This is a genomic window from Nitratidesulfovibrio sp. SRB-5 (assembly GCF_019931275.1).
Lineage (GTDB): Bacteria > Desulfobacterota > Desulfovibrionia > Desulfovibrionales > Desulfovibrionaceae > Cupidesulfovibrio.
The window spans coordinates 1,597,614-1,610,363 of sequence record NZ_JAIOTY010000002.1 but is presented as its reverse complement, the minus strand read 5'-3'; the positions used below and the strand labels follow the sequence as shown (position 1 = coordinate 1,610,363).

Annotated in this window: 9 protein-coding genes; 7 read left to right on the top strand and 2 right to left on the bottom strand. The window is 68.4% G+C overall.

Annotation, left to right across the window (positions count from 1 at the left end):
* Positions 1-100 precede the first annotated feature (100 nt).
* Together K6142_RS13965 and K6142_RS13960 are read right to left on the bottom strand one after the other, a co-directional pair.
* Positions 101-1,624: a glutamate synthase-related protein gene (locus K6142_RS13965; protein WP_190245446.1), complete on the bottom strand. Its 1,524-nt coding sequence runs from the start codon at positions 1,622-1,624 to the stop codon at positions 101-103.
* Between the two features lie 421 nt (positions 1,625-2,045).
* Entirely contained in the window at positions 2,046-2,792 is a 747-nt protein-coding gene (locus tag K6142_RS13960; RefSeq protein WP_190245447.1) for an alpha/beta hydrolase, read from the bottom strand.
* 154 nt (positions 2,793-2,946) lie between these two features.
* Between K6142_RS13960 and K6142_RS13955 the strand changes: the two genes are divergently transcribed.
* The 7 genes from K6142_RS13955 (at position 2,947) to lnt (ending at position 12,717) form a co-directional block, all read left to right on the top strand.
* Complete coding sequence (locus K6142_RS13955) at positions 2,947-4,269, top strand: amidohydrolase family protein (RefSeq protein ID WP_190245448.1); 1,323 nt, start codon at positions 2,947-2,949, stop codon at positions 4,267-4,269.
* A gap of 135 nt (positions 4,270-4,404) precedes the next feature.
* A complete protein-coding gene (locus K6142_RS13950; protein ID WP_012611698.1) occupies positions 4,405-4,680 on the top strand; it encodes a PxxKW family cysteine-rich protein in 276 nt (91 codons plus the stop codon).
* 166 nt (positions 4,681-4,846) lie between these two features.
* Positions 4,847-6,076 carry a M20 family metallo-hydrolase gene (locus K6142_RS13945; RefSeq protein WP_190245449.1) on the top strand — a complete coding sequence of 410 codons (1,230 nt, stop codon included), beginning with the start codon at positions 4,847-4,849 and terminating at the stop codon, positions 6,074-6,076.
* A 67-nt stretch (positions 6,077-6,143) separates the two neighbouring features.
* A complete protein-coding gene (gene mnmG, locus K6142_RS13940; protein ID WP_190245455.1) occupies positions 6,144-8,045 on the top strand; it encodes a tRNA uridine-5-carboxymethylaminomethyl(34) synthesis enzyme MnmG in 1,902 nt (633 codons plus the stop codon).
* 399 nt (positions 8,046-8,444) lie between these two features.
* Positions 8,445-9,872 carry a hypothetical protein gene (locus K6142_RS13935; protein ID WP_190245450.1) on the top strand — a complete coding sequence of 476 codons (1,428 nt, stop codon included), beginning with the start codon at positions 8,445-8,447 and terminating at the stop codon, positions 9,870-9,872.
* A 206-nt stretch (positions 9,873-10,078) separates the two neighbouring features.
* Positions 10,079-10,900, top strand: a complete 822-nt coding sequence (locus tag K6142_RS13930) for a hemolysin family protein (RefSeq protein ID WP_190245451.1) — start codon at positions 10,079-10,081, stop codon at positions 10,898-10,900.
* Positions 10,901-11,148: 248 nt separating this feature from the next.
* Complete coding sequence (gene lnt / locus K6142_RS13925; protein WP_190245452.1) at positions 11,149-12,717, top strand: apolipoprotein N-acyltransferase; 1,569 nt, start codon at positions 11,149-11,151, stop codon at positions 12,715-12,717.
* The last annotated feature ends 33 nt before the right edge of the window (positions 12,718-12,750 follow it).

Here is a 12,750-nt window from a genome sequence, read left to right as displayed (position 1 = left end):
GAAAAAACGGCATGTTTGCAAAGGGAGCGCACTCTTCGGTGCGTGACCGGCGCAAAAAGCCGGTTTGACGCCGCCAGCGCCCGCGATCCGCCCCGCCGGGCTACAGTCCGGCGTGCTTGATGCCGAGGACACCCAACTCGACGTCGTTCAGCCCCACGCCCCGCAGCTTGTCGCGGTTGCCGCGCAGGCTTTCGATGGAGTTCAGCCCCATGCCGCCCAGCATTTCCTGGATCTCGTGGCCCCAGGCCCGCACCAGGTTGGCCATGCGCTGCGCGGCCACGTCCGGGTTCTGGCGCTTCTTGAGTTGCGCGGCGTTGGTGGCGATGCCCCACGGGCACTTGCCGGTGTAGCAGCGGCCACACAGGGTGCAGCCCACGGCCACCAGCGCGGCGGTGCCGATGTACACGGCGTCGGCCCCAAGTGCGATGGCCTTCACCACGTCGGCGCTGCACCGCACGCCCCCGGCCACCACCAGCGAGGCATGATTGCGGATGCCTTCGTCGCGCAGGCGGTTGTCCACCGAGGCCAGGGCCAGTTCGATGGGAATGCCCACGTTGTCGCGGATCATGGTGGGGGCCGCGCCCGTGCCGCCCCGGAAGCCGTCGATGACCACGATGTCCGCCCCGGCGCGCACGATGCCGGAGGCGATGGCCGGGGCGTTGTGCACGGCGGCGATCTTCACGGCCACGGGCACCCGGTAGCGGGTGGATTCCTTGATGGCGTAGATGAGCTGGAGCAGGTCTTCTATGGAATAGATGTCGTGGTGCGGCGCGGGCGAGATGGCGTCGGAGCCCTGCGGCACCATGCGGGTGCGCGAGACTTCCTCGTCGATCTTCTCGCCCGGCAGGTGCCCGCCGATGCCCGGCTTGGCGCCCTGCCCCACCTTGATTTCCACGGCGGCCCCGGCGTTCAGGTAGTCCTTGTGCACGCCGAAGCGCCCGGAGGCCACCTGCACGATGGTGTTGGCCCCGTACTGGTACAGGTCCGGGTGCAGGCCCCCTTCGCCGGTGTTGTAGCAGATGCCGAGCTGCGTGGCGGCGCGGGCCATGGCCACGTGCAGGTTGAAGTTGATGGCCCCGAACGACATGGCCGCGAACATGATGGGGTATTCCAGTTGCAGTTGCGGCGGCAGGGGCTGCTTCAGGCGCAGGCCTTCGGGGGTGTGGATGAAGTCCACGGCGTCGGGCTTGGCCCCCAGAAAGGTGCGCAGTTCCATGGGTTCGCGCAGCGGGTCGATGGAGGGGTTGGTCACCTGGCTGGCGTCCAGCAGCATGTTGTCCCAGTAAATGGGCTTGGGCTGCGGATTGCCCATGCCGGAGAGCAGCACCCCGCCGGTGTCGGCCTGCTTGAAGATGTGCTTGATGTAGGTGGACGTCCACAGCGAGTTGTCGCGGAAATCCGAGGGTTTCTTGCGAATGGTCAGGCAACTGGTGGGGCACATGGCCGCGCAGCGGTGGCAGCCCACGCAACGGGCGCTGTCGTGCACCACGAACTGGCGCGCCTCGTCCCAGAAGTGGGCCTCGTACGAACACTGGCGCACGCAGACTTCACAGTTGATGCACCGGGCGCGCTCGCGCTCGATGACGAAGTCGTTGAAATGCTGGCTGATGGGCTTCACATGCACGCTGGTAACCTCTGCTTGGCGAACCTGTGGGAATGCTGCCGGGAACGACGGACCGGTTCGCCCCCTGCATAGCATGTTTCCGTGCGCCTGTCCGGCCTGTCCGACTGTCCGGCTTGGCTGACCGTCCGATGTGCCTGGCCTGTCCGACTGTCCGGCCTGTCTGGCGAAAATCGGCGCACGCCGCCCCTGCGGCAAAGAAGGGACCATGCGGCAAGGACCGGGAACGCAACAGCGCCCCGCCGGAGCGTCCGGCATGGTCATGATTTAACGATTCCGTGCAAAATCGTCAATCCCGCCAACAATCGTGGTCGGGATTGACCAACCACACAACTTGAACAGTGCAATTGTTGCAGAATATTAGCTTGTGAAATTATGCTTTTTGGAAAAAACGAGAGAAATCACAAAAAATAACATTTTTGTTCTATAAAAAAAGTTCCCGCACAAAGTCGCGCACGGCTCCACTGACCCTGTCGCGGCATTCCGTGTGGGTGGTGATGACATGGTGCCCGGCGCGCCGGTCCACTATGTCGAACAGCTTCAGGGTCACATCGGGCGAGGCCACGCGGGCGGCAATGTGCAGGGCGTTGGAATAGTGCACCGTGGCATCGCCCCGGGCCTGCATGACCAGCAGCGGGGCCGTCACCCGGCCCAGCCCCCGGCGCACATCGGCGGCCCCCACGATGAGGCTGTGCAACTGCGGCAGGGCCGTGGCTTCCTCATAGCCGCGCCAAGGTGCCACGGCCCGAGCCACCTCGCTGCGCGGGGCAGCGGGCCATACCGGGCGCACATGGCGCAACAGCCCCACCAGCGGCAGCCGCCAGTCCTTCATGCGCCACGGGATGATGCGGTACACGTACATGGGCGCGGCCAGCGCCACCACGCCCAGAGGCCGGAACACCTGGGCCAGGTGCAGGGCAATGGTGCCGCCCATGGACAGGCCCACGGGCACCACCGCGTCCACCTCGCGCTCCAGCGCGCGGTATTCGTCTTCCGCGTGGGCCACCCAGTCGGCGAACACCGTGCGCCGAAAGTCCTCGAAAGAGGTGTCGTGCCCCGGCAGGCGGATGTTGCGCACCTCGCAGCCAAGATCGCGCAGCGGCCCGGCCAGCGGCTCCATTTCAAAGGGCGCACCGGTGAACCCGTGCACCAGCAGACATCCCACGCGCATCCGTTGCTCCCCGGCGCATCCTGCGCCTTGTCGCACGGGCGCCGCACGCTTGCGGCACGCCATGCCCTATATTAATGAAAACCGATTCGTTGCCGGGCCAGCAGACACCGCCCCCCCCCACGCCACGCCCGCGGCGCATAGCCAAGGAGCCATCATGACCCGTCCCTGCGACATCCTCATACAGGCCGCCTGCATCGTAACACAAGACGCCCTGCGCACCGTTGTCGAGGACGGCGCGCTGGCCGTGGCCGACGGCACCGTGCTGGCCGTTGGCCCGCGCGAGGCCGTGACCGCCGCGCACGCCCCGGCGCGGCTGCTGGACCTGGGCAATGCGCTGGTCATGCCCGGCCTGGTCAACGCGCACACCCACGCGGCCATGACCTTCCTGCGCGGCGTGGCCGACGACCTGCCGCTGATGGACTGGCTGACGCAGCACATCTTTCCCGTCGAGAAGCACCTCACGCCCGACATCGTGGAAGCCGGGGCCCTGCTGGGCTGCGCCGAAATGCTGCGCACCGGCACCACGGCCTTCAACGACATGTACCTGGTCCAGGACGCCACCTACCGCGCCGTGGACACGGCGGGCCTGCGCTGCCTGGGCGGCGAGGGCATCTTCGGCTTTCCCTCGCCCGCCTACCCCGACGCCGACGCGGGCCTGGTCCTGGTGCGCCGCCTGCACGAAACCTGGCGGCACAACCCGCGCATCCGCCAGTGTGTCACCCCGCACGCGGTGTACACCACCTCGCCGGAACTGCTGCAACGCTGCCAGGCCCTTGCCGAAGAACTGGACCTGCCCCTGCACATCCACCTGGCGGAAACCACCACCGAAACCGCCCAGTGCCAGCAGATGTTCGGCCAGCGGCCCGTGCCGTACTGCCACGGCCTCGGCCTGCTGACCCCGCGCGCCACCGTGGCCCACGCCGTGGACCTGACGGATGATGAAATGGATCTGCTGGCCTCCACCGGCGCGGCGGTGGCCCACAACCCGGAAAGCAACATGAAGCTGGCCTCCGGCGCGGCCCCCGTGCCGCAGATGCTGGCGCGCGGCATTGCCGTGGGCATCGGCACCGATGGCGCCGCCAGCAACAACAGCCTGAACATGTTCACGGAAATGACCAGTTGCGCCATGCTGCACAAGCTGCGCTGCATGGACCCCACCTGCGCCCCGGCCCAGACCGTGCTGGACATGGCAACCCTGGGCGGCGCGGCGGCCCTGCACTGGCCGGGCCTTGGCCAGCTTGCCCCCGGCTGCCCGGCGGACCTGACGGCGCTGGACCTTTCCGCCCCCAACCTGCAACCCATGTACAACCCGGCCTCGCACCTGGTGTACGCCGCCACCGGGCACGAAGTGCTCCTGACCATGGTGGCGGGCGAGGTGCTGTATCAGGATGGCCGGTTCACCCGCTTCGACTACCCTGCCCTGGTGGCCCAGATGCGCGACGTGCGCCGCTGGGTGCTGGACAAGCTGGGGAGGTAGCGGGGACACAGGCAACGCGGCAGAGCGCATTCGACGCCCCGGCGATTTTCCTGTTGACAACCGGGCCGAACTGTATAATTGGAACCTGCTTTCTGAAAGAACAAACGCGCTTCGCGCGCGACGGAGGATTTCGAGATGAGCGCAACGAGCAACGTCCTTGCTGGTGCCACCAAGACGGCCGACGGCGTGGTGATGAACGGCATCACCCTCAAGCCCATCGTCGAACAGTGCGAAGGCTGTGATCGCGTTCGCATGTTCGAAGAAGAAAAGTTCTGCGGCAGCTACCCCATGCCCGAACGCAAGTGGGCTGGCGGCAAGTGCAACTTCGCCACGCACATCAAGGCGCAGACCGCTGCCGCCGCCAAGGTCAACCCCCTCAAGGCGTCCAAGCGCGCCGCCAAGGGCCGTTAGCCTCCATTCCGACAGCACGGGAAAGGGCGCGGGCAACCTCGCCCTTTCTTTTTTTCTCCGCCGTGCGCCAGTCATGGTCATGCCCGGCGGGCACCCTTCTGACTCGGCGGCCGGGCCGCTTCGTGCGGTTGCGGGCGCCACGCGCCACGCGCACGGGGTTTGCCGCATGCCGCACCGCATCATTTCCGCCCTTGACGCCCACCGCGACGCCGTCATCGAACTGCAACGCGAACTGACCAGCCGCCCGGCCCTCGGTCCGGAAAGCGGCGGCGAAGGCGAACGCGCCAAGGCGGACTGGCTGCTTGCCCACCTGCGCGCCATCGGCGTGACCGACATCGAGCAGATCAACGCCCCCGACCCCCGCGTACCCTGCGGACACCGCCCCAACATCATCGCCCGCGTGCCCGGCGCCTCGCCGCGCACGGTCTGGGTGCTGGCCCACATGGACGTGGTGCCCCCCGGCGACCCGGCCCTGTGGGACGGCGACCCGTGGACCCTGCGCGTGGACGGCGACGTGCTGTACGGGCGCGGCGTGGAGGACAACCAGCAGGCCATCGTTTCCGGCCTGCTGCTGGCGCGCGAACTGCTGGAACAGGGCGTCACCCCGCCCCTTTCGCTGGGCCTTGCCTTCGTGGCCGACGAGGAAACCGGCAACGCACACGGCATGGCCCACGTGGCCGCCGTGCGCCCCGACCTGTTCGGGCCCGACGACCTCATCGTGGTGCCCGACTTCGGCGACAGCGACGGCACCATGATCGAGGTGGCGGAAAAGAGCATGCTCTGGCTGCGCGTTGCCGTTACCGGCAAGCAGTGCCACGCCTCCACCCCCGACGAAGGGGTGAACTCCCTTTCCGCCGCCGCCGCGCTCATCCTGCGCATACGCCACCTGAACGAGCGCTTCCCCGATGCGGACCCGCTGTTCAACCCGGCCACATCCACCTTCGTGCCCACCAAGAAAGAGGCCAACGTGCCCAACGTGAACACCGTGCCCGGATCGGACGTGTTCTACGTGGACTGCCGCGTGCTGCCCCGCTACGATCTGGACGAGGTGGTGGCCGCGTTGCGCGGGCTGGCCGACGAGGTGGAACGGGAACACGGCGTGACCATCGCCATCACCCAGGTGCTGCGCGAACAGGCCGCCCCGCCCACCAGCCCGGATGCCGAAGTGGTCACCCGGCTGCGTGCGGCCATCAGCGACGTGTACGGCGTCACCGCCCGGCCCGCAGGCATAGGCGGGGGCACCGTGGCCGCCATCGTGCGGCGCATGGGCCTTTCCGCCGCCGTGTGGTCCAAGCTGGTGCCCAACGCCCACGTGCCCAACGAGGCCACGCGCGTGTCGTGCAACATCGGCGACGCCAAGGTCATCGCCACCATGCTGTTCGAGGGTGGCAGATAGCCCGATGCCCGGCTACGGCCAACCCTTCGCACCCCACACCACGGTACCGCACATGTCCGCACCCCTCATGCCGCGCAAGGCCCCCTTCCCCGCCCTTTTCGACTGCATCGTGGTCGGCGCCGGGCACGCCGGGTGCGAGGCGGCCATGGCCAGCGCGCGCCTGGGCCACCCCACCCTGCTGCTGACCAGCAACGCCGACCGCATCGGCCACCTGTCGTGCAACCCGGCCATCGGCGGGCTTGCCAAGGGGCACATGGTCAAGGAAATCGACGCGCTGGGCGGCATGATGGGCCTGTGGGCCGACGAGGCGGGCATCCAGTTCCGCACCCTGAACGTCAGCAAGGGACCCGCCGTGCGGGCCACCCGCGCCCAGATCGACCGCGACGCCTACCTGCATGCTGTACGGCGCGACGTCTTCGCGCAGGGCAACCTGTGGGTCTGGCAGGACACGGCGGAAGCCATCCTGGCAGAACAGGGCCGCGCCGCCGGGGTGCGCACCGGCCTTGGGCAGGAATTCCGCGCGCGCACGGTGCTGCTGACCACCGGCACCTTCCTGTGCGGGCTGATCCACGTGGGGCTCACCAACTTTCCCGGTGGCCGCCTTGGCGATGCCCCGGCGGTGGGGCTTTCCGCCTCGCTGCGCGCCCACGGGCTGGAACTGGGCCGACTGAAGACCGGCACCACCCCGCGCCTGCTGCGGGCCAGCATCGACTTTTCGGTCATGGAAGAGCAGCCCGGCGACGAGCCGCCCCGCCCGTTCAGCTTTCGCGGCCCAGGCGTGCGCCTGCCGCAGGTGCCCTGTTACATGACCTGGACCAACGAGCGCACCCACGCGACCATCCGCGCGGGGTTCGACCGCTCGCCCATGTTCACCGGCGTCATCACCGGCACCGGGGCACGCTACTGCCCGTCCATCGAGGACAAGGTGGCCCGCTTCCCCGACCGCGAACGGCACCAGATATTCGTTGAGCCGGAAGGGCTGACCAGCCCGGAATGCTACCCCAACGGCATTCCCACCAGCCTGCCGCTGGACGTGCAGAAGGCCATGATCGCCACCATTCCGGGGCTGGAAAACGCCCAGATCGTGCGCCCCGGCTACGCCATCGAATACGACTACGCCGACCCCATCCAACTGCACCCCACGCTGGAAACCAAGACGCTGCCGGGCCTGTACCTGGCCGGGCAGATCAACGGGACATCCGGCTACGAAGAAGCGGCGGCGCAGGGGCTGTGGGCCGCGCTGAACGCATCGTGCGCGCTGCGCGGGCTGCCGCCGTTCCTGCCGGGGCGCGATGCGGCCTACATGGCCGTGCTGGTGGACGACCTGGTCACCAAGGGCACGCGCGAGCCGTACCGCATGTTCACCTCGCGCGCGGAGCACCGCCTGCTGCTGCGCGAAAACAACGCCGACGCCCGGCTGACCCCGCTGGGCCGCGACCTGGGCCTTGTGGACGACGGCCACTGGGCCGTGTTCCGCGCCCGCCACGACGCCCTTGCCGACCTGATGACCCAGCTGGAGCAGCGCCGGGTGACGCCCGACGCAGCCACCCGCGCAGTCTTCGCCGACCTTGGCGAGGCCGTGCCCACCCGCGCCGTGTCGCTGGCCGAACTGCTGCGCCGCCCCACCATGTCGCTGGAACGGATGCGCGCCTTCTGGCCGGAAGCCACGGACCACGCGCCGGAAGTGCGTGAAGAGGCGGAAACCATCATCCGCTATTCCGGGTACCTGGCCCGGCAGGAGGAACTGGTGGAACGCGCCGCCCGGCAGGAATCCCAGCCCCTGCCCGAAGGCCTGGACTACACGGCGGTGGCCGGGCTTACCCGCGAGATCGTCGAAAAGCTGACCCGCGTCCAGCCGCGCACCATGGGGCAGGCCGCGCGCATTTCCGGAGTGACCCCGGCGGCGCTGACCTGCATCGAAATCCACCTGCGCAAGCTGGAACGAAGCCAGGCCAGTCCGGTCGGGTAGCCGGTCCGGTCGGATAGCCAGACCGGTCGTGTAGCCAGACCGGTCGTGTAGACGGTCCGGCCGTGTGGCCGGTCCGGTCGCAAAGCTCGTCTGGTCGGACAAAACGGGCTGGCCGCACAAAACAGCCTGCCGGACAACGTGTGCCGTCAATGCAGTCGGACCGGCCCGCTCAGGCAGCCAACCCGACTCCCCCAGCCCCTCCGACCTCCCAGTTCCCCCGCGCTGCCCGTCATCCGGGTCGTCTCCTCTCCCGCCCACCCCACGGCTACCTTCAAGCTCTAACGTCCAACCTGTTGCGACAGGCGCCATTTGCGGCTACCGTCGGGATTGCGTCCGTCCGGCTTCGCACTCAGCCTGCCGCGCGTTCATCGGCGTACCTCAACAGTCCGGGGCACCATCATGAGCAGTGCCGCTCCGTTCCCGTGGAACCTCTGCCTCTCCGGTCTTGCCTTCTTTGTCCGGCCCGACGCGGACAGCCTTTCCCTTCCCCTGCCGCCTCCGGGGGCGGCCAGCTTTCTGGCCGAAATATCCCGCCATTTCGGCGACTACCAGGCCGACTTCACGCTGGTGCGCGAATTCGTGCTCATCGTGGCCGCCGTTTCCGCCCTGCTGGCCGCCGTGCTGCTGGTGGGCGGGCTGCGCCAGCGCCGCGAACGCTACACCCCCGAAGGCTGGGTCAACGACCCGCACGTGATCCGGGAATTGCTCGACGCCGCCATCCTGCAACGGGGCCGCTTCGAAATGCAGTTCCACGGCCCCGCCGGGCGCCGTTCCACCTACTGCACCGCCGTGGCCGTCACCCGTTCCACCCTGACCCTGGAATGCTCGCTGCTGCGCACCGTGCCGGAATCGTGGAAGGGACGCGAAGTGGACTGCTACTTTCGCACCCAGCAAAAGCGCACGCAGGTGTACTACCAGTTCGCCTCGGTGATCACCGGCGCGCACCACGCGCCCTCCGCCGACCGCTACGCCCCGCGCGGCCCCGACTCCATGGCCGACGTGGTGTGGCTGGTGGACCTGACCCTGCCGCAAAAGCTGGAGCGGCGGCAGAAGCGCGCCTTCCTGCGGCTGGACGTGCCGCGCCAGCTGGTGCTGGGACTGGCAGCGTGGCCCATGGGGGCCGACACCCCGCCCCCCGCCGACGGACGCCGCCTGGGCACGCCCCTGCTGGCCCTGCCTGATGCCACCAGCCTGAACAGCTTTACCGCACACGCCACACCGAGTCCGGTGGATGCGCCCACCGCCCATGATCCTGCCCATGACGGCGCCCATGATCCTGCCCGAGACGGCGCCCATGATCCTGCCCGAGACGGCGCCACTGCCGAAGCTGCCGCCCCGGCCTCCAGGGTTGGCGGCAACGACACGCCCCCCCTCGCGTCGTGCTCCGAACCGGCCCCTCATGACGACATTGCGGCCTCGCTCTTTCCGGACATCAGCCGCGCCCTGCCTGTGGTCCTGCTGAACCTTTCCGGAGGCGGGCTGCGCCTGCTGGTGCCCCGCGCCACGGCCCGCTCCGCCACGGCGCGTGGCATGAACCTGGACATCGGCGGGCGTCTGGCCGCCTTGCTGGAACTGTACGACCCCCAGCACGACCGCAGCCTGGGTTTCTGGCTGCAATGCCGCATCCAGAACCGCTTCGTGGCCTTCGAAACGCGCGACGTGGAACTGGGCCTCCAGGTGCTGGCTTGGGGCCAGGCCCGCGACAACGCCCCCCACATGGCCGACTGGAAACCCCTGTCCGACGAGGGCGAGGTGGAACCGCTGGGCAACTGGGTGATCCGCCGCCACCTTGAGCTTTACAGGGAAAGCGGGAGCGATGTAGTGTGAGCGCGAACCGCAAGCGCCCGTACCCGCTGGCAACCCCGGCCTGACTCGCACTGCCTCGCCCGGCTCGGTCCCCGACCGTCCCGCGATGCGAGGTCATGCAGACACCGGACGGCCCACGTACCCGCGCGCGACGGCACCCCCGCCAGCCGCCGGTGGCGAATACCGCCCCGCCCCACGGCGACGTCACCACAACACAGGAGCCCCCCTTGGACGGAGAATCGGGCAGTCCCATCTGGTCGCGCATCACGCGGCTGTTCCAGAACCGCACCGGCGACACGGTGGAGCAGGCCATCATCGAAGCCCGCGAAGACGGCGAACTGGACGCCGAAGAAGGCTCGATGCTGCTGAACATCCTGAGCCTTGACGACACGCAGGTTCAGGACATCATGACCCCCCGCACCGACATCGACTGCGTGGAGGTGGACAACTCCCTCGGAGAGGTCATCGAGCGCATCGTCGCCTCCGGGCATTCCCGCATCCCCATCTACCGCGACAACCGCGACAACATCGTGGGCGTGGTCTACGCCAAGGATCTGCTGCGCTGCTTCGTCGACCCCACCGGGTGCGCAACCCCGGTGGCCGAACTGATGCGCGAGCCGTACTTCGTGCCGGAAACCAAGAACGTCTACGAACTGCTCCAGGAATTTCGCGGTCGCAAGAACCACATGGCCATCGTGCTCGACGAGTACGGCGGCACTTCCGGCCTCGTAACCATCGAGGACGTGCTGGAACTCATCGTGGGCGACATCGAGGACGAGCACGACGCCCCGCGCGACGAGGACATCGTGGTCCTTGACGGCGAAAACTACCTGCTTTCCGGGCGCGCCCTGCTGGAAGACCTGGAAGAACTGGGCATCAGCCTGGATTCGGACGAGGTGGACACCATCGGCGGCTATCTCAGCATGCTGGCGGGCCACGTGCCCCAGGCGGGCGAGACGTTCGAACTGGCCGGGCGCCGCTTCGAGGTTGCCGAGGCCGACGCCAAGCAGATCCGCACCGTGCGTGTGGGGCCGCTGGAAGCAGCCTGATCCGGGCATCGGGGGAAGCGCGCACTGCACTCCTCCCCGATGCAGTCATACCGCAAGCTCCCGGCTCCCTTCGCCGCTGTCCCGCATGCCCCGGCATGCGGGGTGTTCGAGCTGGCGTCTGCGGGCAACCGCCTTGTCGGTCTTCGTCTCTTCGCTCCGGTAAGGGTCCGCTTCGGGCCATTGCCCGCAATGCATCCGCAACCGCGCCACACTTGACTTTTCCCCCACCGGGGGTTTCACCTCCTCGCATGCGCAACACACTCTGCATCCTTCTCGGCGCCGCCGGGCTGTGGCTCGGCTTTCCCAATCCGCTGATCCAACTGCCGCTGCTCGCCCTTGCCTACCCCCTCGCCCTCCTGCTGCTGGGCCTTGGCGCACCGGGCCGCTGGCCCGCCTTTCGCCTGGGCTGGCTTACCGGCATCGTCGGCGCCTCGGCCTGCCTGTACTGGCTGGCCCTGCCCGTGCACGAATACGGCCAGTTGCCGTGGGTGCTGGCCGTGCCCTGCGCCGTGGCCATCGGCGCCTATGTGGGGCTGTACGGCGGGCTGTTCTGCCTGCTGGTGCACCTGACGCGCGACCGGCTGGGGCCGTTCCGGCGCGGGCTGTTCCTGGGCTGCGCCTGGCTGTTGCTGGAAGTGTTGCGCGGCGTGTTCCTGACCGGGTTCCCCTGGCTTGCCCTGTCCGCCGCCTTCGTCCCGTGGCCGGTGGCCATCCAGGGGGTTGCGCTGGTGGGGGCCTACGGCCTGTCCGGCCTGCTGGTGGCCGTGGTGTGCTGGACCATGGGGGCCATCGCCCCGGAATGCGGCCCCCGCTGCTCCCGCGTGCGTCGGTCCGTCTCCCCGTCATCGCTGGCCCAGACCCTGGCCTGCGCGCTGGGGGCCTCGCTGGTTACCTTCGGCCTGGTGGGGCATGGCGCCTACATCCTGTCGCGCGGCCTGCCCAAGGACGGCGAATCGTTCCGGGTGGCGCTGGTGCAGGGCAACATCGACCAGGACCAGAAGTGGGAGGCCGCCTTCCAGCGCTCCACGGTGGACCGCTATCTTGCCCTGAGCAAGGACGCCGTCACCGCCGGACACCCGGACCTGATCGTGTGGCCCGAAACGGCCATGCCCTTCTACTTTCAGGAACACAAGGAATTCGGCCCGGCCATCCGCAGCTTTGCCGCCGCCAGCCGCACCCCGGTGCTGGTGGGCACGCCGGGCTACGTCAACGCGCCGGTGAAGCGGGGCTACCTGCTGTACAACCGGGCCATGCTGGTGGACGCAAACGGCGGCGATGCCGGGCACTACGACAAGGAGCACCTTGTTCCCTTCGGCGAATACGCCCCCCCCGGACTGGACATGCCCTTCCTGGAAACCCTGATGCAGGGCGTGGGCGATTTCACCCCCGGTGCTGCCGTGGCGCCGCTGCGCCTCGGCAACCTTGCGCTGGGCATACTCATTTGCTATGAAACTATTTTCCCGGAACTGGCCCAACAGCGCGTGGCCGACGGCGCCAGCGTTCTGGTGAACATCAGCAACGACGCATGGTTCGGCACCACATCGGCCCCGGAACAGCACCTGCAACTTTCGGTGCTGCGGGCCGTGGAACAGGGCCGCTACGTGCTGCGCGGCACCAACACCGGCATTTCCGCCATCATCGATCCGCACGGGCGCATCGCCGAACGCGGCGGCCTGTTCCGGGCAGAGGTGATCAGCGGCATGGCCACGGCCCGCACGGAAACCACCGTGTTCCACCGGGTGCAGCATCTGGTGTGGCCCGTGGCCCTTGGGCTGGCCGTCCTTGCGCTGGTGTGGCCCGCACGCCGCCGTCCCTAAAGCACTTCCCACGCACAACCCCGCAAACAGACA